The organism is Pseudomonas sp. FIP_A4, from assembly GCF_036701605.1.
Taxonomy (GTDB): Bacteria; Pseudomonadota; Gammaproteobacteria; order Pseudomonadales; family Pseudomonadaceae; genus Stutzerimonas; species Stutzerimonas phenolilytica.
Genome location: NZ_JAYDXP010000127.1, coordinates 494,076 through 517,037 on the forward strand (window position 1 = coordinate 494,076; position 22,962 = coordinate 517,037).

The 22,962-nt window shown below is 66.3% G+C and carries 24 protein-coding genes; 11 read left to right on the top strand and 13 right to left on the bottom strand.

Annotated elements, in window-relative coordinates; genetic code table 11:
• Position 1: 1 nt before the first annotated feature.
• From tatB to U8L64_RS17690, 4 genes are all read left to right on the top strand, one after another.
• The gene (gene tatB, locus U8L64_RS17675; RefSeq protein WP_333398393.1) at positions 2-412 is read left to right on the top strand and encodes a Sec-independent protein translocase protein TatB; all 411 of its coding nucleotides are present in this window, start codon (positions 2-4) and stop codon (positions 410-412) included.
• Complete coding sequence (tatC, locus tag U8L64_RS17680) at positions 409-1,212, top strand: twin-arginine translocase subunit TatC (protein ID WP_043295372.1); 804 nt, start codon at positions 409-411, stop codon at positions 1,210-1,212. The genes tatB and tatC overlap by 4 nt, the downstream gene beginning before the upstream one ends.
• Entirely contained in the window at positions 1,209-1,916 is a 708-nt protein-coding gene (locus tag U8L64_RS17685) for a 16S rRNA (uracil(1498)-N(3))-methyltransferase (protein WP_333398394.1), read from the top strand. Before tatC ends, U8L64_RS17685 begins: the two co-directional genes overlap by 4 nt.
• 211 nt (positions 1,917-2,127) lie before the next feature.
• A complete protein-coding gene (locus U8L64_RS17690) occupies positions 2,128-2,547 on the top strand; it encodes a UPF0158 family protein (RefSeq protein WP_156715631.1) in 420 nt (139 codons plus the stop codon).
• Between the two features lie 4 nt (positions 2,548-2,551).
• Here U8L64_RS17690 and dtd read toward each other — a convergent pair whose 3' ends face one another.
• The 7 genes from dtd to U8L64_RS17725 form a co-directional block, all read right to left on the bottom strand.
• Positions 2,552-2,989 (bottom strand): D-aminoacyl-tRNA deacylase, encoded by a 438-nt coding sequence (dtd, locus tag U8L64_RS17695; protein ID WP_333398395.1) that lies wholly within the window; start codon positions 2,987-2,989, stop codon positions 2,552-2,554.
• Complete coding sequence (gene pip, locus U8L64_RS17700) at positions 2,989-3,963, bottom strand: prolyl aminopeptidase (RefSeq protein WP_077682235.1); 975 nt, start codon at positions 3,961-3,963, stop codon at positions 2,989-2,991. The genes dtd and pip overlap by 1 nt, the downstream gene beginning before the upstream one ends.
• 142 nt (positions 3,964-4,105) lie before the next feature.
• Positions 4,106-4,648, bottom strand: coding sequence for a lipocalin family protein (locus U8L64_RS17705; RefSeq protein WP_431978460.1), 543 nt, complete (start codon positions 4,646-4,648; stop codon positions 4,106-4,108).
• A gap of 5 nt (positions 4,649-4,653) precedes the next feature.
• Complete coding sequence (locus U8L64_RS17710; RefSeq protein ID WP_043295364.1) at positions 4,654-4,908, bottom strand: lipoprotein; 255 nt, start codon at positions 4,906-4,908, stop codon at positions 4,654-4,656.
• A 91-nt stretch (positions 4,909-4,999) separates the two neighbouring features.
• Positions 5,000-5,602 carry a DUF924 family protein gene (locus tag U8L64_RS17715; RefSeq protein ID WP_333398396.1) on the bottom strand — a complete coding sequence of 201 codons (603 nt, stop codon included), beginning with the start codon at positions 5,600-5,602 and terminating at the stop codon, positions 5,000-5,002.
• A gap of 4 nt (positions 5,603-5,606) precedes the next feature.
• Entirely contained in the window at positions 5,607-6,617 is a 1,011-nt protein-coding gene (locus U8L64_RS17720) for a class 1 fructose-bisphosphatase (RefSeq protein WP_043295362.1), read from the bottom strand.
• Positions 6,618-6,753: 136 nt separating this feature from the next.
• A complete protein-coding gene (locus tag U8L64_RS17725; protein WP_333398397.1) occupies positions 6,754-9,207 on the bottom strand; it encodes a glycogen/starch/alpha-glucan phosphorylase in 2,454 nt (817 codons plus the stop codon).
• 190 nt (positions 9,208-9,397) lie between these two features.
• Between U8L64_RS17725 and U8L64_RS17730 the strand changes: the two genes are divergently transcribed.
• A complete protein-coding gene (locus tag U8L64_RS17730) occupies positions 9,398-9,811 on the top strand; it encodes a YkgJ family cysteine cluster protein (protein ID WP_043295496.1) in 414 nt (137 codons plus the stop codon).
• A 154-nt stretch (positions 9,812-9,965) separates the two neighbouring features.
• Positions 9,966-10,418: a thioesterase domain-containing protein gene (locus tag U8L64_RS17735; protein WP_008569457.1), complete on the top strand. Its 453-nt coding sequence runs from the start codon at positions 9,966-9,968 to the stop codon at positions 10,416-10,418.
• A gap of 49 nt (positions 10,419-10,467) precedes the next feature.
• On the opposite strand, the gene cysQ is transcribed toward U8L64_RS17735, so the two are convergent.
• Together cysQ and nudE are read right to left on the bottom strand one after the other, a co-directional pair.
• On the bottom strand, positions 10,468-11,286 hold the full coding sequence (cysQ, locus tag U8L64_RS17740) for a 3'(2'),5'-bisphosphate nucleotidase CysQ (protein ID WP_333398398.1): 819 nt from the start codon (positions 11,284-11,286) through the stop codon (positions 10,468-10,470).
• The gene (gene nudE / locus U8L64_RS17745) at positions 11,283-11,849 is read right to left on the bottom strand and encodes an ADP compounds hydrolase NudE (protein WP_043295356.1); all 567 of its coding nucleotides are present in this window, start codon (positions 11,847-11,849) and stop codon (positions 11,283-11,285) included. The genes cysQ and nudE overlap by 4 nt, the downstream gene beginning before the upstream one ends.
• A gap of 111 nt (positions 11,850-11,960) precedes the next feature.
• On the opposite strand from nudE, the gene yrfG reads away from it, so the two are divergent.
• From yrfG to U8L64_RS17760, 3 genes are all read left to right on the top strand, one after another.
• The gene (gene yrfG / locus U8L64_RS17750) at positions 11,961-12,641 is read left to right on the top strand and encodes a GMP/IMP nucleotidase (RefSeq protein ID WP_043295354.1); all 681 of its coding nucleotides are present in this window, start codon (positions 11,961-11,963) and stop codon (positions 12,639-12,641) included.
• 161 nt (positions 12,642-12,802) lie between these two features.
• Complete coding sequence (locus U8L64_RS17755; RefSeq protein WP_333398399.1) at positions 12,803-15,397, top strand: PAS domain-containing hybrid sensor histidine kinase/response regulator; 2,595 nt, start codon at positions 12,803-12,805, stop codon at positions 15,395-15,397.
• A gap of 143 nt (positions 15,398-15,540) precedes the next feature.
• A complete protein-coding gene (locus U8L64_RS17760) occupies positions 15,541-15,999 on the top strand; it encodes a glycine zipper domain-containing protein (RefSeq protein WP_043295351.1) in 459 nt (152 codons plus the stop codon).
• A 75-nt stretch (positions 16,000-16,074) separates the two neighbouring features.
• Here U8L64_RS17760 and U8L64_RS17765 read toward each other — a convergent pair whose 3' ends face one another.
• The 4 genes from U8L64_RS17765 to U8L64_RS17780 are packed head-to-tail and all read right to left on the bottom strand — an operon-like array spanning position 16,075 to position 20,737.
• Complete coding sequence (locus tag U8L64_RS17765; RefSeq protein ID WP_333398400.1) at positions 16,075-16,506, bottom strand: acyl-CoA thioesterase; 432 nt, start codon at positions 16,504-16,506, stop codon at positions 16,075-16,077.
• An 11-nt stretch (positions 16,507-16,517) separates the two neighbouring features.
• Positions 16,518-17,681 (bottom strand): iron-containing alcohol dehydrogenase, encoded by a 1,164-nt coding sequence (locus tag U8L64_RS17770; protein ID WP_333398401.1) that lies wholly within the window; start codon positions 17,679-17,681, stop codon positions 16,518-16,520.
• 24 nt (positions 17,682-17,705) lie between these two features.
• The gene (locus U8L64_RS17775) at positions 17,706-19,496 is read right to left on the bottom strand and encodes an acyl-CoA dehydrogenase C-terminal domain-containing protein (protein WP_333398402.1); all 1,791 of its coding nucleotides are present in this window, start codon (positions 19,494-19,496) and stop codon (positions 17,706-17,708) included.
• A gap of 2 nt (positions 19,497-19,498) precedes the next feature.
• Positions 19,499-20,737, bottom strand: a complete 1,239-nt coding sequence (locus tag U8L64_RS17780; protein WP_333398403.1) for a 3-hydroxyacyl-CoA dehydrogenase — start codon at positions 20,735-20,737, stop codon at positions 19,499-19,501.
• 102 nt (positions 20,738-20,839) lie between these two features.
• Between U8L64_RS17780 and U8L64_RS17785 the strand changes: the two genes are divergently transcribed.
• A complete protein-coding gene (locus tag U8L64_RS17785) occupies positions 20,840-21,739 on the top strand; it encodes a LysR family transcriptional regulator (RefSeq protein ID WP_333398404.1) in 900 nt (299 codons plus the stop codon).
• 483 nt (positions 21,740-22,222) lie between these two features.
• Positions 22,223-22,930, top strand: a complete 708-nt coding sequence (locus U8L64_RS17790) for a succinate dehydrogenase iron-sulfur subunit (protein WP_333398405.1) — start codon at positions 22,223-22,225, stop codon at positions 22,928-22,930.
• The last annotated feature ends 32 nt before the right edge of the window (positions 22,931-22,962 follow it).

Sequence of the window (22,962 nt, forward strand, 5' to 3'; positions counted from 1 at the left end):
GATGTTCGATATCGGTTTTACCGAACTGCTTCTGGTCGGTCTGGTGGCCCTGGTGGTGCTGGGACCGGAGCGCCTTCCCGGAGCCGTTCGCACCGCCGGCCTGTGGGTCGGCCGCCTGAAACGCAGCTTCAACAACATCAAGGCCGAGGTCGAGCGCGAGATCGGCGCCGACGAGATTCGTCGCCAACTGCACAACGAACGCATCCTCGACCTCGAACGCGAGATGAAGCAGAGCATCATGCCGCCGGCTTCGACCACTAGCAGCCCCGCAGCATCCACACCGGCGACCACTCCCGCAGCCGAGGCAGCCGTCAGCGCCGACAGCGCGCCCGCCACCGCGCCGGCGCCCGAGCCCGCCAAACCCGCCGAGCCGGCGTCCGATTCCCGTCCTGACAGATCGCCAGAGCCATGAGCAAGCCTTCCCTCGACGATCAGGAAATGCCGCTGATCGCCCACCTGACCGAACTGCGCAAGCGCCTGCTGCACTGCGTCATTGCGATACTGGTGCTGTTCGCCGGCCTGTTCTATTTCTCCCAGCAGATCTATTCGCTGGTCGCCGCACCGCTGCGCGCCTACCTACCCGAAGGCGCGACGATGATCGCCACCGGGGTCGCCTCGCCGTTCCTGACGCCGTTCAAGCTGACGCTGATGGTTGCGCTGTTCCTCTCGATGCCGATCATCCTGCACCAGATCTGGGGCTTCATCGCGCCTGGCCTGTACAAGCACGAGAAGCGCATCGCCGTGCCGCTGCTGATCTCCAGCATCCTGCTGTTCTACGCTGGCATGGCCTTCGCCTACTTCGTGGTGTTTCCGATCATGTTCGGTTTCTTCGCCAGCGTGACGCCAGAAGGCGTGGCGATGATGACCGACATTGGCCAGTACCTGGACTTCGTCCTCACGCTGTTCTTCGCTTTCGGCGTGGCGTTCGAGATCCCCGTGGCGACCTTCCTGCTGATCTGGGTCGGCATCGTCGACGTCGAGACCCTGCGCAAGAGCCGCCCCTACGTGATCGTCGGCTGCTTCGTCGTCGGCATGGTGTTGACCCCGCCGGACGTATTCTCCCAGACCTTGCTGGCGGTACCGATGTGGCTGCTGTTCGAGACCGGCGTGATCTGCGGCAGCATGGTCAAGAAGCGCGAGCAGGCAGAGGCCGAGCTGGCAGACGAGCAGCCATCGGACGCCGGCAGCCAGCCGCCCGCTCCGCGCCCGTGAACCTGCTGCTGCTCGAGCCGGCAGATTTCGTCGCCGAGCGCCGCGTATCGTTACGCGACCGGCGCCTGACCCACCTGCATGACGTGCACCGCGCCGAGCCCGGCGCGACGCTGCGGGTCGGCCTGCTGGACGGTGCGATGGGGAGCGGCCGGCTGCTGCGCCTGACGACCGCCGAGGTCGAACTCGAGGTCGAATTCGACCAGCCGCCGCCGGCCAAACTGCCGCTCACCTTGCTGCTCGCCCTGCCCCGACCGAAGATGCTCAAGCGCGTGCTGCAGACCGTCGCCAGCATGGGCGTGCCGCGGCTGGTGCTGCTCAACAGCTATCGGGTGGAAAAGAGCTTCTGGCAGACCCCCTTTCTCGAGCCGGCGGCGATCCGCGAGCAGTTGATTCTCGGCCTGGAGCAGGCGCGCGACACCGTGCTGCCGGAAGTCATCATCGAGAAACGCTTCAAGCCCTTCGTCGAGGACCGCCTGCCGCAGCTGGCTGCCGGCACCCGCGGGCTGGTCGGTCATCCCGGCGATTATCCGGCCTGCCCGCGCGCCGTCGAGGGACCGGTGACGCTCGCCATCGGGCCGGAGGGCGGCTGGATCCCCTACGAGGTGGACAAGCTTGCCGAAGCCGGCCTGCAGCCGGTGCAGCTGGGCGAGCGCATCCTGCGGGTGGAGACCGCGGTCAGCGCGCTGCTGGCCCGCCTGTTCTGAGCCCACGCTGGCGGCGCCGCCAGCGCTCGGCGCGCATTCTCCGATGAGCGTGACGCACCCACCCGGTGCCGGGTGGTCAGACGCTACAGGCTGTTTATGACGCCCCTCCCATGCGGTTGATTTCCAGGCCCGCCAGGGCTCGACCGCATTCAGCTGCGCCAGCCGTTGCGGCGGCGCGTCCCACGATCACTGCACGAGAGCGGCCTTTTTCATGCGACCACTGACCATCGATATGCACCGTCTGGAATTCGCGCTGGATGGGCGCGACACCGCCGAGTACTACCTCGACCTGGAGAGTGGCGAGATTCGCGCAATTTTCCCTGGCGATCCGGCACCCGGCGTCATGGATAAATACGACATTCAGCAGGATCGCTACCTGCACATCGCGCCGCTGGAACTGGCGCAGGCCATCGCCATGCGCGAGGCCTTCCTGTTCACCCAGCACGACCCTATCGCGCACGCCGTGCTGAGCAATGCACTGAAGGGGCGCAAGCCGCTGCGCACCTTCGACTTCAAGCTCGAGGACTTTCCCGCGGTGCGCGAGGCGTGGTTGCGCTACCAGACAGTCCAGTTGCGCGAATATGCGGTCAGCTGGCTACGCGACAACGACCTGGAACCGGCGCGCTCCTGAACCCTCAGCTCTCCAGCAGAAAGGTTACCGGACCGTCGTTCTGCAGATGCACCTGCATCTCGGCACCGAAGCGCCCGCAGGCGACCTGTGGGTACTGCCGACGGGCCTGCGCCAGCAGGTAATCATAGAGCGCCTCCCCCTGTGACGGCGGCGCCGCACTGGAGAAGCTGGGACGCAGGCCGCTGCGGGTATCGGCGGCGAGCGTGAACTGCGACACCAGCAGCAGACCGCCGCCGACGTCCTGCAGCGAGCGGTTCATGCGCCCTTCGGCATCGGCGAAAACGCGGTAGTTGAGCAGCTTGTGCAGGAGCTTGTCGGCGCGCGCCTGATCGTCCTCGCGCTCCACGCCGATCAGCACCAGCAGCCCCTGATCGATCGCGCCGACCACCTCACCCGCCACCTCGACCCGTGCGTGCCGTACACGCTGCAGCAGTGCCTTCATCAGGCGTCATCCGCCGGCGGTACGTTGGTCAGGCGCTGCGCAATGTCAGCAGCGGCGCGCACCAGCGCATCGGTGATGCCGCTCTCGGCAGCCGAATGGCCGGCGTCGCGGATGATCTGCAGCTCGCTCTCCGGCCACGCCTGGTGCAGTGCCCAGGCGTTGTCCAGCGGGCAGATGGCATCGTAGCGGCCATGCACGATGATGCCAGGCAGATGCGCCATCCGCGGCATGTCGCGCAGTAGCTGGTTCGGTTCGAGAAAGGCTTGATTGATGAAGTAGTGGCATTCGATGCGCGCCATCGACAGCGCGCGATGGGGATCACCGAAACGTTCCACCACCTGCGGATTGGGCCGCAGCGTGGCGGTGCGGCCTTCCCAGCACGACCAGGCCTTGGCCGCGTGCATCTGTGCGATCTGGTCGGTGCCGGTCAGGCGTTGGTAGAACGCCTGCATCAGATCGCCGCGCTCTTCCGGCGGGATCGGTGCGACGAAGTCTTCCCAGTAATCGGGGAACAATCGGCTCGCACCTTCCTGATAGAACCAACTCAGGTCGTGCGGCCGACAGAGGAAGATGCCGCGCAGGATAAGCGCATGCACATGCGCGGGGTGCGCCTGGGCGTAGGCCAGCGACAGCGTCGAGCCCCAGGAGCCGCCGAACAGCACCCACTTGTCGATGCCGAGAAACTCGCGAATGCGCTGCATGTCGGCGATCAGGTGGGCGGTGGTGTTGTTCTCCAGGCTGGCGTGCGGTGTGGAGCGCCCGCAGCCGCGCTGATCGAAGGTGATGATGCGATAGACCGTGGGGTCGAAGAAGCGCCGGCTCAGCGCATCGCAGCCGCCGCCGGGGCCACCGTGCACGAACAGTACCGGCAGGCCATCCGGAGTACCGCTCTCGTCGACGTAGAGCACATGCGGTTCCTCCACCGCCAGCTCGTGTCGCGCATAGGGTTTGATCTCCGGATACAAGGTTTGCATGGCACACTCCCGATCTGCGTGGCCGGCGGTCGGCCCCTGGATATGTCCGGCATCATAGCGAGGATCACGCGCACGGGCATGCCGCTGCGTAAATTGACCCGCCTCGCCTCATGACGCTCGCAGGCGGGGCGCGTGAGGCGCGCTACTGCTGTTCGCCGCGCCAGATCAGCGATTCGGTGACGTAACCGCGGGCCTGCGCCTCCTGCAGCAGGCGGTCGCGTACCTGCGCGGAAACCTGTGGCGTACGCGCCATCAGCCAGAGGTATTCGCGATCGGGGCTGCCCACCAGCACGCTCTGGTAGTCGTCGTCGAGGAACAGGATCCAGTAGTGGCCGCGCGTCAGCTGCGGAAACAGGCGACTGAACCAGTTATCGAAGCGCACCCAAAGGCGATCGGTGCGCCCTGGCTCCTGTGCCACCGCCTGCCCGACCGCTTGCTGCCAGTCACCGTCGACGGTGCGGCAGCGGTTGATGACCGCGACGCTGGCGTCGTCCTGCAAACGGTAATTCGCCTCGGATTCCACGCAGTTGCGCTGAAAGAACATCGGCAGCCGCGCCAGCTCGTACCAAGTGCCCTGGTAGCGCTCGAGATCGACCTGGCCGGCAGTCGCCGGAGGCGCCTCGCCACTCGTCGCGCCGGCACAGCCCAGCAACAGTGCGCACGACAGCGCCGCCAGCATGCGCATGACCATCATTTGAGCCCCTTGCCGGAAAACATCATCACCTTGTCACCGGCGAACTGGATGCTGATGAAGCGATTCTTGTCGCCCCAAGTGCAGCTGGACATGCCCAGCGCGCCGGCGCACTCCTCGGGCTTGCCGAGCAGCTGTTCGACCTCGACGCGCGGCATGCCGGGCTTGAGCTGGGCGAAATTGTCCTGGGTGATCTTGCTGCAGGCGCCAAGCAGCAAGGCGATGGCAATCAGGGCGGAAAAGCGCAGCGGCATGAGCAAACTCCTTGTCAGGTACGGAAAGACTAGCGCCTGGCCGGCAGCCGTGCCGGCCAGAGGCCGAACGGTGCGATCACTTACTTAGAAGCTAGAAGCGCGATCCCGGTTCGGCGAGGAATGCGCGCTCGGCTTCGCTCGACTCGCGCCCGAGCAATGCATTGCGATGGGGAAAGCGGCCGAAGCGGGCAATCACAGCGCGGTGGCGCCGGGCGTAATCGAGAAAGTCGTCGAACAGCGGCTGTTCATCCGCCGCGGCAATCTCACGCAGCTGCTCGAAGTGCGCGACGGCCAGCTCCTGCTGCGCCAGGTCCTCGGCGTGTTCCAGCACCAGGTAGACGAACACACGCTGGATCGGCGCCAGCAGCACGTCGCCACCGTGCGCCAGCCCCTGACGTACCAGTTGCTGTGCCCGCGCATCGCCAGCGAAGGCCTGCGGCGTACCGCGGTGAATCATCCGCGGCAGCTGATCGAGCAGCAGGATGAGCGCCAGCCAGCCCTCGGGGCTGGCCGTCCAGGCATCGAGTTCGCCACGCAGCGCCTGCTCGCACAGCGGGCCGAAGCGCTCGCGCGCCTGGGCGTCCTGCGCACTCCGGTAGCCGAACCAGAGCGCATGCTTTTCGCCCGAGATCTCGCGCGCCGTGGTGCCCTGACCGAACCACCAGTCCAGCAGTTGCTGCCAGGGCACGGGCATCACATCAGGCCTGGTGATAGCCGGTGACGCGCTCGACCTCTTCCTTCGAGCCGAGGAACACCGGCACGCGCTGGTGCAGCGAGGTGGGCTCGATGTCGAGGATGCGTCGGGTGCCATCGGTGGCGGCGCCACCGGCCTGCTCGATGATGAACGACATCGGATTGGCTTCGTACATCAGCCGCAGCTTGCCGGGCTTCTCCGGCTCGCGGGCGTCCCACGGATACATGAACAGGCCGCCGCGGGTGAGGATACGGTGCACGTCGGCCACCATCGAGGCGATCCAGCGCATGTTGTAGTTCTTGCCCAGCGGTCCCTCCTTGCCGGCCAGCAGTTCTTCAACGTAGCGCTTGACCGGCGCCTGCCAATGGCGCTGGTTGGACATGTTGATGGCGAATTCGGCAGTGCTCTGCGGCACGCGGAGGTGTTCGTGGGTCAGCACGAAGCTGCCCAGCTCGCGGTCGAGGGTGAAGCCCATGACGCCGTGGCCGAGCGTCAGCACGAGCATGGTCTGCGGACCGTAGATCGCGTAACCCGCGGCCACCTGGCGGGTGCCCGGCTGGAGGAAGGCTTCCTCGCCGAGCGAGTCGTTCTGGCTGAAGCAGTCACCGGGGCAGCGCAGCACGGAGAAAATGGTGCCGACCGAGACGTTGACGTCGATGTTGCTGGAGCCGTCCAGCGGATCGAACAGCAGCAGGTAGGCGCCTTTGGGGTAGCGACCGGGAATCTGGTACGGCTTGTCCATTTCCTCGGACGCCATGCCGGCCAGGGTGCCGCCCCACTCGTTGGCTTCCAGCAGGATCTCGTTGGACAGCACGTCGAGCTTCTTCTGCACCTCGCCCTGCACGTTCTCGGTTTCCATGCTGCCGAGCACGCCGCCCAGCGCGCCCTTGGACACCTGATGGCTGATGGCCTTGCACGCGCGCGCCACCACCTCGACAAGGAAGCGCAGATCCGCGGGAGTGTTGTTGCTGCGGGTCTGCTCGATCAGGTAGCGACTCAGGGTTACGCGTGACATGGAAAAGGCTCCAGAGAGGGGAGAAAACCCGCGCAGTTTAGCAGGCCGGCAAAAAACTAACTCCCCTCAGACCGACACCGCCGCAGTGGAGTTCAGCGCAGCGGCATTGGCCGCCGCGCTACACTCCGGCGCCGCGCTACATCACCTTCCAGATCTCGCTGGCGTATTCGCGAATGGTGCGGTCCGAAGAGAACCAGCCGGTGCGTGCGGTGTTGAGCACCGCCGAACGCCACCACTGCTCCGGATCGCGCCAGCGCGCCTCGACCTCCAGCTGCGCCTGCCAGTAGGCCTCGAAGTCGGCGCAGACGTGGTAGGTGTCGTGCCAGTAGAGCCCGTCGATCAGGCCCACGTAGCGCCCCGGATCGTCGGCCGAGAAGGCGCCGTCGCGAATCGCCGAAAGCACCTCGCTGAGGCGCCGCGAGCCGATGATGGTGGCCTCGGCGTTGAATTCGCCGGCACGCTTGCGCGCTTCGACCTGCTGCGCCGTGAGGCCAAAGATGAACATGTGCTCGCGACCGATCTGCTCGCTCATCTCGACGTTGGCGCCGTCCAGCGTGCCGATGGTCAGCGCGCCGTTGAGGGCGAACTTCATGTTGCTGGTGCCCGACGCCTCCAGTCCGGCGGTGGAAATCTGCTCGGAGAGGTCGGCCGCCGGGATGATGTCCTCGGCCAGGCTGACGTTGTAGTTGGGCAGGAACACCACCTTGAGCAGGCCGCGCACGGTGGGGTCGTCGTTGATGGTGCGGGCGATGTCGTTGGCCAGTTTGATGATCAGCTTGGCCTGGTGATAGCTGGCGGCCGCCTTGCCGGCGAATATCTTCACCCGAGGCACCCAGTCGCCGCCCGGATCGGCGCTGATCGCGTGGTACAGCGCCACGGTGTGCAGCAGGTTGAGCAGCTGACGCTTGTACTCGTGGATGCGCTTGACGTGCACATCGAACAGCGCCGTCGGATCGACGCTCACGCCCAGCCGCTCCTGGATCAACGCCGCCAGATGACGCTTGTTGGCCATGCGCTGCTCGGCGAACTGCTGGCGGAAGGCGGCCTGCTCGGCGAACGGCTCCAGATCGCGCAGGCGATGCTGCGGATCGTCCAGCAGCGCTTCGCCGAGGCTGCTCACCAGCAGCCCGGTGAGGTGCGGGTTGGCCTGGTACAGCCAGCGGCGGAAGGTGATGCCGTTGGTTTTATTGTTGATCCGCTCGGGATACAGCGCATGCAGGTCGGTGAACACCGTCTTGCGCATCAGCCCAGTGTGCAGCGCCGACACGCCGTTAACACTGGACGAGCCGAGAAACGCCAGGTTGCCCATGCGCACGCGGCGTCCGTGGTCCTCCTCGATCAGCGACACCGAGCGCAGCAGCTCGGCATCCTGCACGCCGCGCTGGCGCAGGCTGTCGAGGTGATGGGCGTTGATCAGGTAGATGATCTGCATGTGCCGCGGCAGCAGCCGCTCCATCAGCCCCACCGGCCAGGTTTCCAGCGCTTCGGGCAGCAGCGTGTGGTTGGTGTAGTTCAGCGTCGCGGTGGTCAGCTTCCAGGCGTGCGGCCATTGCAGGCCGTGCACGTCCACCAACAGGCGCATCAGCTCGGCCACGGCGATTGCCGGGTGGGTGTCGTTGAGCTGGATCGCCGCGTAGTCCGGCAGGTTGTCCAGCGTGCCGCGCTGGTCGAGGTGGCGGCGCAGCAGGTCCTGCAGCGAGGCGGCAACGAAGAAGTACTCCTGGCGCAGGCGCAGCTCCTGGCCAGCCTCGGTGCTGTCGGCCGGGTAGAGCACCCGCGAGATGCTCTGCGCCTTGGCCTCCTCGGCCACCGCGCCGATGTGGTCGCCGGCGTTGAAGCGCTCCAGGTGGAAATCCGCCTCAGCCCGCGCGCGCCATAGGCGCAGGGTATTCACGCTGGCGCCGCGCCAGCCGACGATCGGCGTGTCGTAGGCGATCGCCCGCACACCCTCGGCCCAGTGCCAGAAGTGGCGGGACTCGCCGCCGCCCTCGCCCGGTATCGCCGTGACATGGCCGCCGAAGCCGATCAGGTAGCTGACTTCCGGCCGCTCGAACTCCCAGGGGTTGCCGAAGTCGAGCCAGGTCTCGGTCTGCTCGTGCTGCCAGCCGTCGACGATGGCCTGGCGGAACAGCCCGTGGTCGTAACGGATGCCGTAGCCATGCGCCGCCACCTGCAGCGTCGCCATGCTTTCCATGAAACACGCCGCCAGCCGCCCGAGGCCGCCGTTGCCCAGCGCCGCATCGGGTTCGAGCAGGCGGATGCGTTCGATGTCGACGTCCAGCTCGGCCAGCGCCTCGCGCGCCACCTCGAACAGGCCGAGGTTGCTCAGGCTGTCGACCAGCAGACGGCCGATGAGAAATTCCAGCGAGAGGTAGTACACCCGCTTGCAACCGCCCTCATAGGTTTGCCGGGTGCATTCCATCCAGTGGTCGATGATGTGGTCGCGTGCGGCAAGCGCCACCGCCTCGAACCAGTCGTAGTCGGATGCGCTTTCGGAGTCCTTGCCGACCGAATAGGTCAGCTTGCGCAAGACCTTCTCGCGGAATGCGCTGACTTCGTCGGAAGGGGAAACGCCGGATTCCTGCGTCATGGATAGTCCTCGCGGCTGGAAAACATACAAGAGGGACTCGTGGCGGGGCGGCCGGTTCACCTCATCGGGCAGTCCAGACAGGTTTGCAGGTTTCCTTTACATCTGCGCGACCGCCCGTCCGGCGTACGCCGCTGGCAATTGCCGCGCAGCCCGTTATGATCGCGCACCTTTTTTCATCGAAACGCGCGCCGTGAAACACTCGCTGATCGCCTCATCCGACCCTGAACGCCTGGAAACCTGGGCCCGCTACAGCAACGGGCTGTGCCGCGACTGCCACGCGACCTGCTGCACCCTGCCGGTGGAGGTGCGCATCGACGACCTGATCCGTCTGGGGCTGGTCGACGAGTTCGAGCGCGACGAACCGGCCAAGCAGGTCGCCCGGCGCCTGAGCCGCGAAGGGGTGGTCGAGCACTTCAACCACAAGCGCGAGATCTTCACCCTGACCCGCCTGGCCAACGGCGACTGCCTCTACCTCGACCGCCAGACGCGCCTGTGCACGGTCTACGCCAAGCGCCCGGACACCTGCCGCAACCACCCGCACGTCGGCCCGCGTCCGGGCTACTGCGCCTACCAGCGCAAGAGCGAGCGTCGCACCGGCCGCTGAAACCTGCGTCGCAGCGCCGAATCACCGCCGGCACAGACAGCCGGACCAAGCATCGCCGGCCGAGCTGAAGCATGACCAGGCTGGCAAAATCGTGACTCAACAGTCATGCTTGGCGTCTTTCCTGTCTCCGCCACGTTTTAGGAATCTCCCCGGCATGAGCCGCGATAGCCGCTACCTGGAAGCCATCCTCCATCACGACATTCCGCTGACGCGCTCGCTGGGCCTGCGCGTCGCGCAGTGGGAAAACCACGAACTGCGCCTGAACGTGCCGCTGCAGCCGAACATCAACCACAAGAGCAGCATGTTCGGTGGCAGTCTCTACTGCGCCGCGGTGTTGGCTGGCTGGGGCTGGCTGCATCTGCGTCTGCGCGAAGCCGGCATCGAGGATGGCCACATCGTCATCCATGAAGGTCAGATCGAATACCCGCTGCCGGTGGTCGACGATGCGATCGCCATCTGCTCCGCGCCGACGCCGGAAGCCTGGGAGCGCTTCGAAGCGATCTACCGCCGCCGCGGCCGCTCGCGCCTGGAACTGCACAGCCGCATCCTCGCCGCCGATGGCCGCGACGCGGTGCGTTTCACCGGGCAGTTCGTGCTGCACAAATAGCCCCGCCCGGCAGCCTTGCGATCATCCCGCCGTTAGCGCAGCGCCGGCCTCAGGGCCGCTGCGCCATGTCCAGCAGTTCGTCACGCCAGTCGGCGCCGGCCGGCAGTGCCAGGAACGACGGATTGAGATAGCCCTCGCGCGCCTCGTAGGTCAGCGGCGCGCCGGCGATATCCAGCACTTCGCCGCCCGCCCCTTCGAGCACACCCTGCGCGGCCGCGGTATCCCACTGCGAAGTGGGCACCAGGCGCGGATAGCAGTCGGCGGAGCCCTCGGCGAGCAGGCAGAACTTCAACGAACTACCGACATTCGCCAGCGCGAGTTCGCCGAAGCGCTGCCGCAGGCGTTCGAGCAGCTGTTCCTGCGCCGGGCTGCTGTGCCGCCGGCTGGCCACCACGGTGAAAGCGCCGACTGGCTGCGGACGAGTGCGCAGTGGGCGGAGCGTGCCGTCCACCTCGCCACACCAGGCACCCAGCGCGGCGCCGCCGTAATAGCAGCGCCCATCGGCGGGAATGCCCACTACGCCGAAGCACACCCGGCCGCGCTCGATCAGCGCCACGTTGACGGTGAACTCCTCGCTGCCGGCGATGAATTCCTTGGTGCCGTCCAGCGGATCGACCAGCCACCAGCGCGTCCAGCCGGCACGCTCGGCCAGCGGTAGCGCGCAGTCCTCTTCGGACAGTACCGGAATGCCGGGGTCCAGCGCCGTCAGGCCGTCGAACAGCAGCCGGTGCGCGGCCATGTCCGCCGCTGTCACCGGCGACTCGTCGGCCTTGGTCTGCACTGCCAGTTCGCGGCGCCAGTACGGCAGGGTCGCCGAACCGGCCGCGCGCACCAGATCGATCACCGCCGGCAGGTAGCGATGAATCATTGGCCGAACTCCCCACGCTGGGTCAGCAGATCGCGCGCCAGGTACAGCGCGGCCAGCGCGCGGCCCTCGCTGAACTGCGGATGCTGGATCAGGCTCGACAGTTCATTCAGCGAATACTGCTCGACGCGCATCGGCTCCGGCTCATCGCCCGGGAGGCGTTCGGGATAGAGGTCGCGCGCCAGCACCACCTGGATCTTCTGGCTCATGTAACCCGGCGACAGCGACAGCTCGGTCAGCAGTTCCAGGCGTCGCGCGCCGAAACCGGCTTCTTCCTTCAACTCGCGGTTGGCGGCCTCGAGCACATCCTCGCCGGGTTCGATCAGGCCCTTGGGCAGCGACAGCTCGTAGCTGTCGGTACCACCGCAGTATTCCTCGATCAGCAGCACATTGTGCGCATCGGCCAGCGCCACGATCATCACCGCGCCGTAGCCGGTCCCCTTGCCGACCAGGCGCTCGTAGGTGCGCTCGACACCATTGGAGAAGCGCAGCTGCAGCTCCTCGACGCGGAACAGGCGGCTGCTCGCAACGATCTCACGGGCAAGCACGGTGGGTTTCTGGCGCATGGGACACTCCTGCAAACGCGAGCAGCTATGATAACCCGGCTTCTGGCGGCAGCCGTGAACGCTTTGCTGCACGCCACCGTCTCAACCCTATCCGACCATCAAGAGCCCGCCATGATCGCCGCCCCGCCCTGGTCTACCATCGATACCGTCCTGCTCGACATGGACGGCACGCTGCTGGACCTGCATTTCGATAATCACTTCTGGCTCGAATTCCTGCCGCAGCGCTACGCCGAGCGCCACGGCATCAGCCGCACGATGGCCGAAATGGAGTTGACGCCGCTGTTCAACGAACACCAGGGCAAGCTGACCTGGTACTGCCTGGACTTCTGGACCCGCGAGCTCGACCTGCCGATCCGCGAGATGAAGCGCGAAATCGCCCATCTGATCGCCCTGCGCCCGGCCGCCGACCAGTTTCTCGCCGCACTGCGCGATGCCGGCAAACGCGTGGTCCTGATCACCAATGCCCATCGCGATTCGCTGTCGCTGAAGCTTGAGCGCGTCGAACTGGCACCCTGGTTCGACCGTCTGATCAGTTCGCACGATTATGGCTTCCCCAAGGAAGACCCGCAGTTCTGGCACGCCCTGCGCCAGGATCTGGAGCTGGCACCGGAGCGCGCGCTGTTCATTGACGACAGCCTGCCGATCCTGCGCAGCGCCCGCGCATTCGGCATTGCCCATCTGCTGGCCGTGCGCGAACCGGACAGCCGGCGCGGCCACAAGGACACCGAGGAGTTCGCCGCGGTCGAAAGCTATCCGGAGCTGATCCGCAGCTTGCAGGGGCGCGCTGCCTGACAAAGCGCGCTTTTCTACCGCGAGTAACCCCGTAGAATCGTCGCGCTGCGAGCGCCACGACCATGACGCGCCTCGCAGCGCCTCCTGCGCGTTGGCCGGCCCGCGCACAGGCTCATCTTCCGGCCACACAGCCGACCACGGTGCAAGGAATGGAACAGGTTATGCCGACAGCTGAGCGCTGGCCGCACAGCAGCAGCGAAATGGGCGAACGGATTCGCCGATACGACTGGCAGGTCACCCCGCTGGGTCCGCCCGCGGACTGGCCGGCGGCCCTGCGCCTGCTGGTCGATACGATCCTCGATGCCCCCGGGCCCATGTGCATCCTCTGGGGCGAGGACAACATCCAACTCTACAACGACGCCCACGCGCGGCTGATCGGCCGACGCCATCCGGCCGAGCTGGGCAGTCCGGCCTGCGGCACCTGGGGCGCCACTTGGGAACTGCTCGAGCCCGCCTGCGACGGCGCGCGCCGCGGCGAGGCGCGCCTGCTGCACAACCGCCACATGCTGATCGAGCGCCACGACGAAGCGGAAGATGCCTGGTTCGACATGGCGCTGAGCCCGATCCGCGACAGCCGCGGCAAGATCGCCGGCCTGCTGCTGTGCCTTAACGAAACCAGCGAGCGCATGCGCAGCGAGGCCCGCCTGTCGCAGACGGCGCTGCGCTACAAGCTCAGCGCCGAGGCCTACCGCCTCAGCGAACAACGCCTGCAGTTGGCGCTGGAAGCCAGTGACCTGATCGGCATCTGGGACTGGGACGTGCAGGGCGGCGCGACCTGCGAGCAGGTCGAGCTGCTCTGCCATGTGCCGGAGCAGGACTATACGACGCCCCAGCAGAGCCTCTCGGTCCAGCCGTTTGTCGAACACATCCACCCCGACGACCGCGCCCGCGTGCTGGCGGCGATGCAGCAATGCGTCGCCGGCAACGGCACCTTCGCCGAGCGTTACCGGCTGCACACTGACGATGAACAGCCGCGCTGGGCCTACGCGCGCGGGCGCTGCCACTATGGTGAAGACGGTCGCGTGCTGCGCTTTCCCGGCGCGGTGATGGACATCAGCCGTCAGCACGCCAGCGAACTGGCCCTGCGCCAGAGCGAGGCGGAGATCAAGATGATCACCGACGCACTGCCGCTGCTGATCGGCTACATCGATGATCAGGAACGTTTCCGCTTCAACAACCGCTACTACGAGGATTGGTTCGGCTATCCGCCGGAATGGCTGCGCGGCAAGACCGTGCGCGAGATCCTCGGCGAGGCCGGTTATCAGCTGCGGCGCGCCAACATCCGCGCCGCGCTGAACGGCGAAACGGTGACCTTCGAGGCCCACAGCCCGCACCGCGACGGCGGGCAGCGGCGCTCGCTGGTGCACTACCTGCCGCGCGTCGACGTCCACGGCAAGGTGATCGGCTTCTTCGTCATGGCACTGGACGTCACCGAGCGCTGGCGCGCCGAACAGGCCCTGCGCGAACTCAACGAGACACTGGAAAGCCGCATTCAGGAGCGCACCCAGGCGCTGGCCGAGGTTTACGAACGCCTGCTCAAGGAAATGGCCAGCCGCGAACAGGCTCAGGACGCCCTACGCCAGGCGCAGAAGATGGAGGCCGTCGGCCAGCTCACCGGCGGCATCGCGCACGATTTCAACAATATGCTCACCGGCATCATCGGCGGGCTGGACCTGATCCAGCGCTACATTCAGTCCGGCCGCCACGGCGAAACCCAGCGTTTCATCGACGCCGCGGTTACCTCCGCCAATCGCGCCGCGGCACTCACCCATCGGCTGCTGGCCTTCGCGCGCCGTCAACCGCTGAACCTCAAGCGAGTCGAACTCAACGCGCTGATCGACTCGATGCACGACCTGCTGATCCGCACGCTCGGCAGTCATATCCAGATTGAAATGCAGCTGCAGGCCGATCTGTGGCCGGCCTACAGCGACGACAACCAGCTGGAAAGCGCGCTGCTCAACCTGGTGATCAACGCCCGCGACGCCATGCCCGACGGCGGCACGCTGCGCATCGGCACCGCCAACGTGATGCTCGAGCGCGCCCGCCAGGTCGGCGACCTGGCGCCCGGCGCCTACGTCACCCTGACAGTCGCCGACAGCGGCTGCGGCATGACACCCAAGGTCCTGGCCAGCGCCTTCGAGCCGTTCTTCACCACTAAACCCATCGGCCAGGGCACCGGCCTTGGGCTGTCGATGATCTACGGCTTCGCCCGGCAAGCGGGTGGGCATCTGCAGATCACCAGCGAGCCGGACGCCGGCACCGAAGTGTGCCTGTACCTGCCGACCCACGCCGAGGCGGTGCCCTGCGCCCCGGCTCCAAGCGCCGCCGCCGCGGTGCTGCGTGCGCAGCAGGGCGAATGCGTGCTGGTGGTCGAGGACGACCCGGCAGTACGCCTGCTGGTGCTCGATGTGCTGGATATGCTCGGTTATCAGGCCCTGGAAGCGGCCGAAGGCACCGCGGCAGTGGCAATCCTGGAATCGGAGCAGCGCATCGATCTACTGGTCACCGACGTCGGCCTGCCGGGCATGAACGGCCGGCAGCTGGCCGATATCGCCCGCCAGCAGCGCCCGCAGCTGCCGGTGCTGTTCATGACCGGTTATGCCGAGCGCGCTGCCAGCAGCGGGTTCCTCGACAGCGGCATGGACATGATCAGCAAGCCCTTCACCATCGACCAGTTGGTGCAACAGATCAGCGCCATCCTGGCCGAAACCGATCGCCAGCCGGACCGCGCGGAGCCCCTTCACAACCAGTCCTAGACCGCTTCGCTTGTTTGAAGTTCCTTTTTCAAAACAAATACTTGCGGAGTTTGCGCAAGCTCACACCTTTCATCGGAGGGCGCTTGCGCCGCTGCGGTTCGGCGGGTAAGGATCGCGGCGCCATCCACTCTGAGGTTGCGTCAATGAAGTATTCCTCGATTCTGCTGTTGTCCGCGAGCCTGCTCAGCAGTGCCGCATTTGCCGGAAGCAATACCGAAGCGGCCGTTGGCGGCGCGCTGGGCGGCGCGCTGGGCTCGGTGGTCGGTGAACATCTGGGCGGCTCCACCGGCGCCGCCATCGGAGCCGGTGTCGGCGGCGCGGCAGGCGGTGCAGTCGGCGCGGACCGGCGCAACCGTACCGAAGCGGCCATCGGCGGCGGCCTGGGCGCGGCCGGCGGCAACGTCATCGGCCAGCGAGTCGGCGGCAGCACCGGCGGCCTGATCGGTGCGGCGGTCGGTGGTGGTGCCGGCGGCGCGCTGGGCAACGCCTACGGCGATGACGACCGCGATTACCGTGATCGTGACCGGCGCTATTACCGCGACGGACATCGTCACCCTGGCAAGGGCCACTACAAGAAAAAGTGGCATAAGCACCATCACTAAGCACTGTCAGCGGGCAGCCACGCGGGCATGACCAAGAGGCCGGGCGGATCATCGATCCCCCGGCCTCTTCGTCGTTCAGGCCAGCGCTTCGAGCGCGCGGCGCAGACTATCCGGGATCGGCGTCGGCCGGTTGTCGGCGCGACGCACGAAGACGTGGACGAAACGCCCGGCAGCGCAGGCTTCGTCTTCGCCACGGCGAAACACCGCCAGCTCGTACTGCACCGATGAACTACCCAGGCGGGCAACGCGCAGGCCGACTTCGAGGGCATCCGGGAAGGCGATGGAGGCAAAGTAGTCGCACGAGGAGCTGACCACGAAGCCGACCACCCCGCCGTCGTGGATATCCAGCCCGCCGTGGTGGATCAGGTAGGCATTCACTGCCGTATCGAAAAAGCTGTAGTAGGTCACGTTGTTGACATGGCCGTAGAGGTCATTGTCGTGCCAGCGCGTGCTGATGGTATGGAAATGCCGGTAGTCGTCGCGCAGATGCCGGGCTTGCTCGGACATGCAGAGGCTCCTCAGTAGGCGGCGCGGTAGATGGCCAGCGCGTCGGCCTCGGTGACTTCGCGCGGATTGTTGACCAGCAGGCGCTGCTGCAGCATCGCCTCCTTCGCCAGTTGCGGCAGCATCTCTTCCGGCACGCCGGCGTCACGCAGCCGGGTCGGCAAGCCGACGCGGGCGCTCATCTGCTCGAACTCCTCGATCAGCTGCTCGGCGTAGGTGGACGGATCATCCGTGCGCAGCCGATCGCCCAACACGATGGGCGCCAGCTCACCGTAGTGCGTGGTGGCGGCGCTGACGTTGAAGTGCAGCACCTGCGGCAACACCAGGGCGTTGGACAGCCCATGGGGAATGTGGAAATTGCCTCCCAGCGGATAGGCCAGCGCGTGCACGGCAGCGACCGGCGCATTGGCGAACGCCTGGCCGGCCAGGCAGGCGCCCAGCAGCATGGCCTGGCGTGCCTCGCGGTTGCTGCCGTTGTGCACCGCCTCGTCCAGATTGGCCGCCAAGAGTCGCAGCGCCTCGCGGGCCAGCAGGTCGGACATGGGGTTCTTCTTCAGCGCGCTGGTGTACGCCTCGATGGCATGCACCATGGCGTCGATGCCGGTGGCCGCGGTCACCGCCGGTGGCAGGCCGAGGGTGAGATCGGCGTCGAGCAACGCCAGGTCCGGCAGCAACAGGGGCGAGACCACGCCCATCTTGGTCGTCTCACCGGTGGTGATGATGGCGATCTGCGTGACTTCCGAGCCGGTGCCGGCGGTGGTCGGCACCTGGATCAGCGGCAGGCGCTGGCCCTTGGCGTTGCCGACTCCATAGATGTCCTGCAGCGATTGCGCGCAATCAGGATGTGCCAACAGCGCGACCAGCTTGGCCACGTCCATGGAGCTGCCACCGCCGAAGCCGATGATCAGATCGACCCGGGACGCCCTGGCCTGCGCCACCGCCGCCAGGACGATGTGCTCGGGCGGGTCGGCAACGACCTGATCGTAAACCGCGACCTGCAGCCCTTCCGTCTCGAAGCCCGGCAGGACTTCGTCGAGCAGGCCGAAACGGGTGATGCCCGGGTCGGTCACCACCAGCACCGAGCGCGCCCCACGCTCCTTGCAGAGGCTGGCCAGCCGGCGCGACGAGCCAGGCTCGCAGATCAATTGAGCGGTTGTGGCAAAGCTGAACGGATGCATCGGTGCCTCCTGTGATCGATTAGCTCAAAACGCGAAGTCGCTTTCCGGCAGCGCCATCAAACAATCCGCGCCACCCTGAATGGCTTCCCGATGCGCACTCGCCCGCGGCAACACACGGCGCAGATAGAAATCCGCACTGGCCAGCTTGGCCTGATAGAAAGCCTCCTCACCGGCGCCCTGCTCCAACGCATCCTGTGCACGCGCCGCGGCCTGCAGCCAGAGACCGGCCAACAACACATAGGCCGAGTACTGCAGGAAATCCACCGACACCGCGCCGATCTCCTGGGGATCGCGACCGGTGGCAGCGATGATCTCGGCCGTCAGCTCGCGCCACTCACCGAGACGCATCTGCACCTTGCTGGCCAGAGCGTGCAGCGCCGGGCGATCGATCTGCCGGTCGCAAATCTCGCTGAATTCCGCCTGCAGCGCCGACAGTTCCGCGCCGCCGTCACCGAGCAGCTTGCGGCGGATGTAATCCAGCGCCTGAATGCCGTTGGTGCCCTCGTAGAGCTGGGTGATGCGGCTGTCGCGCATCAGCTGTTCCATGCCCCATTCGCGGATATAGCCGTGGCCGCCGTAGACCTGCACGCCGAGGCTCGCCACCTCCTGGCCCATGTCGGTGAAGAACGCCTTGACGATGGGGATCAGCAGCGCAGCGCGCTTGCTCGCCGCCTTGCGGTAGCTCGGCTCGGGATGGCCATGCTCGAGGTCCAGCTGGCGGGCGCAGTAGGCCGCCAGCATGCGGCTGCCTTCGACGAGCGTCTTTTGCGTCAGCAGCATGCGGCGCACGTCGGGGTGCACGATGATCGGGTCGGCTGGCTTGTCCGGATGCTGCGCGCCTGTCAACCCACGAGACTGCAAGCGCTCACGGGCATAGGCCAGCGAACCCTGATAAGCCTGTTCGGCAATGCCAAGCCCCTGCAAGCCGACCTGGAAGCGCGCGTCGTTCATCATGGTGAACATGCACGCCAGGCCCTGATTGGGCTCGCCGACGATCCAGCTGGTGGCGCCATCGAAGTTCATCACGCAGGTCGCCGCGCCCTTGATGCCCATCTTGTGTTCGATGGCACCGCAGCTCAGCGCGTTGCGCGCGCCCGGCGTGCCGTCGGTATTGGCGATGAACTTGGGCACCAGCAGCAGGCTGATGCCTTTCACCCCGGCCGGCGCATCCGGCAGCCGTGCCAGCACCAGATGCACGATGTTCTCGCTCATGTCGTGCTCGCCGCCGGAGATGAAGATCTTGCTGCCGCTGACCTTGTAGCTGCCGTCCGCCTGCGGCTCGGCGCGGGTGCGCAGCAGGGCGAGATCGGTGCCGGCCTGCGGCTCGGTCAGGCACATGGTGCCGCTCCAGCGGCCGCTGACCAGCTTCTCCAGATAGGCATTCTTCAACGCGTCGCTGCCGTGCTTGTACAGCGCCAGCACCGCGCCCTCGGTCAGCCCCGAATAGATGCGGAACGACAGCGACGCTGCCATCAGCATCTCGTGAAAGTTGCACGCCACCAGCTGCGGGAAGCCCTGGCCGCCGTATTCGCTCGGCCCGGTCATGCTCGCCCAGCCGTTGTCGACGTACTGCTGGTAGGCCTCGACGAAGCCCTGCGGCGTGCGGACTTCCCCGTTTTCCAGGGTCACCCCTTCCTCGTCGCTGTTGCGATTGAGCGGGGCGATCTCGCCGCCGGTGTAGCGCGCCGCCTCTTCCAAAACGCCGTCGATCAGCTCGCGGTCCAGGCCGTTGCCGAGCAACTCGCAATGGCCGGTGGCGTCGAACAGCTCGTGCAGCACGAAGCGCATGTCACGCAGGGGGGCCTTGTATTCCATGCTCAAGCCTCCTTCTTGTAGTCGGCGAAACGCCCGCCGAGCGTGGCCAGGCTGTCGATCAGTCCGGCCGGCTGCCAGTGCTCGCCGTGCTGCTCGGCCAGCGCGTTGAGGCGATCACGAATGGCCGGCAGACCCTGACGGTCGGCCCAGGTCATCGGCCCGCCGACTTCGGCCGGGAAGCCGTAACCGTAGAGGTAGACGGTGTCGATATCGGCGCTGGACTCGGCCATGCCTTCCTCGAGGATCTTGGCGCCCTCATTGACCAGCGCCAGCAGGCAACGCTCGAGGATTTCTTCGCTGCCGATCTCGCGGCGCTCATAGCCGAGGCGCTCGGACTCGCGCTGCACCAGGGCGTCCACTTCCGGATCGTGCTCGGCCTGGCGGCTGCCCTCGGCGTAGCGGTAGTAGCCCATGCGCGACTTCTGGCCGAAGCGGCCCAGTTCGCAGAGACGGTTATCCACCTGCACCTCGGGCTCGTCCTGGCCCTTGCCGGCCAGCTCGCGGGCGCGCCATTCCAGGTCGATACCCACCACGTCATACATGCGGAACGGGCCCATGGCGAAGCCGAAGCCCTGCAGCGCGGCGTCCACCTGATGCGGATAGGCACCTTCGAGCAGCATCATCCGAGCCTCGCGCACGTAGGTGGCGAGCATGCGGTTGCCGATGAAGCCCGGACAGTTGCCGGCGATCACGCTGACCTTGCCCATGCGCTTGCCGAGCGCCGTGGCAGCCTCGAGCACTGCTGGCGCAGTCTTCGCCCCGCGGACGATTTCCAGCAGCTTCATGATGTGCGCCGGGCTGAAGAAGTGCAGGCCCACGACCTGCTCCGGGCGCTTGGTGACCGCGGCGATGGCATCGATATCCAGCGCCGAGGTGTTGCTGGCGAGGATGCCGGTCGGCTTCACGATGCCGTCCAGCTCGCGGAAGATCTTCTGCTTGAGTTCGAGGTTCTCGTAGACCGCCTCGATCACCAGGTCCACGTCGGCCAGCGCCGGGTAATCCGCGGCCTTGCTGATGCGGGCCCGGCGCGCCGCCGCTTCGGCCTCGTCGATCCGCCCCTGACGCACATTGTGTGCGTAGGTGTCGGCCACCACGCCCAGCGCCTGCTCGAGCATCTCGGGATTGTTGTCCAGCCACAGCACCTGCACACCGGCATTGGCCAGGCTCATGACGATGCCGCGGCCCATGGTGCCGGCACCGATCACGGCGGCGGTCTGGATATCGAAGCGGGGTTGGCTCATGTGAACGGTCCTCGTCGCAGGCTGGAAAAAGGTGGAGACCAACCATAGACGAAGACGCTACTATTTTTGAAATTTAGTCTTGTGATGTTTCGGATTCACCGAATGAATATCAACAGTTTCGATCTCAACCTGCTTCGCGTGCTCGACGCCCTGCTGCGCGAACGCAATGTTTCGCGTGCCGCGCAACGGCTTTCGCTCAGCCAGCCGGCGGTCAGCAACGCGCTCAATCGTCTGCGCGAATTGCTCGACGACCCGCTGCTCGTACGTGTCGCCCGCACCATGCAGCCCACGCCGCGCGCCCTGAGCCTGGAAGCGCCGATCCGCGAGGCGTTGCAGCAGATCGAGCACACCCTCAACGCCGGCGACTTCTTCGACCCGGCGACCAGCCGCCAGCGCTTCGCCATTGCCGTCACCGACTACGTCGAGCTGATCTGCATGCCAGCGCTGATGGCGCAGTTGGCCAAAGTGGCACCCGGGATTCAGCTGGCGATCGAGTATCTGACGCCGACCTTGCCGACCGAAGCGCTGGAACACGGCGAGCTGGATCTGGCGCTGGGCCGCTTTCTCGAAGTGCCGACGCGTTTTCAGCGTCGTCGCTGGACCAGCGAGACGTTGCAGGTCGTGCTGCGCCGGGATCATCCGCTGGTGGGCGAGCGACTGGATCTGGACCGCTTCCTGCGCCTGCGCCATCTCTGGGTACATGGTGGGCAGACCCGCGGCATGGTCGATCAGTGGCTGGAAGAACAGGGTCTACAGCGCGAGGTGGTCTACACCACGCCGAACTACCTGCAAGCGGCGCATATCGTCGCCAGCAGCGACCTCGCGGCCGTGCTGCCGACCCAGCTCGCGCAGCATTTCGCCAAGCTGCTGCCGCTGCAGCTGTTCGACCTGCCGTTCGATCTCGGCCCCTTCCAGCTGGATATCGTCAGCGTCGCCCCGCGCGAGAAGGATGCGGCCCTGCAGTGGCTGATCGAACAGATGGTGGCGGTTGCGCAACACTGACCACCGCGACGGTTTCCTGTGCTGCAGACAGCAGAAAGCCCGCCGAAGCGGGCTTTCTCTGACCATTTCATTCCTTGAGCTGCCGTCCTGGCGTGGCCGATCTTCCATGATCCCGAGCGCGTCCTGCGCTGCGGAGACGGGCATAGATTAAGCCGCCGACCGGGGCGGACAAAGCAGCCATCGGCGCGACGGCGTGTAAGCCTTTTGCCATAGCGGCTCGAATGCCCCGTCGGCCTTCGTCGAGTATCAGCGGCGGTGAGGAAGATCGCGGCGACAGTAGCGGCGTGACTATACGCGTCACCGACAGATATAGAGGAGCGCCAGGCCGCCGAAGACGACACCAGACCATCGGTTCCGTATCGCGGGCTCTCCTCGTGAAGTCAGGACCGGCCTCGGTGGCCGGACATTCTCCTTCCGCCCCGTCGCGTGGCGGCCGACTATGCTCAGGGTTCGGCAAAACATGCACGCGGAGGAACGCCAGCCATGCTCGATGTGCAGCTGTACCGCTACAACCCGGAATGCGACGAGGTGCCCTACATGCAGGCACTGCAGATACCGGACGAGCTACGCCAGCGCATGGTGCTGGATGTCCTGGAATATCTGCGCGAGCAGGACCCGTCGCTGGCGTACCGCCGTTCCTGCCGCGAAGGCGTGTGCGGCTCGGATGGCATGAACATCGGCGGCAAGAACCGCCTGGCCTGCATCACTCCGGTCCCCGAGGCGCTGGACGGCGCCGGTCGCCTGGTGATCCGGCCCTTGCCCGGCATGCCGGTGATCCGCGACCTGGTGGTCGATCAGAGCCAGTTCTTCCGGCAATACGAGCGCATTCGTCCGTGGCTGATCAACAACCAGCCGGCACCGAGCATCGAGCGTCTGCAATCGCCGCAGGAGCGCGCGCGGCTCGACGGCCTGTACGAGTGCATCCTCTGCGGCTGCTGCTCGTCGCAATGCCCGTCGTGGTGGTGGAACCCGGAAAAGTACATCGGCCCGGCCGGTCTGCTGCAGGCCTGGCGTTTCATCGTCGACAGCCGCGACACCGCCGCCACCGAACGGCTGGCGGCGTTGGACGATCCGTTCAGCGTGTTTCGTTGCCGCAGCATCGGCAATTGCAGCTGGGTCTGTCCGAAGGGGCTCAATCCGATGGGCGCGATCGGTCATATCCGCCGCGAGCTGCTCGCGCGAGGCACCTGACCGAGAGGTCGAAACCAGTGATGGCACTTTGC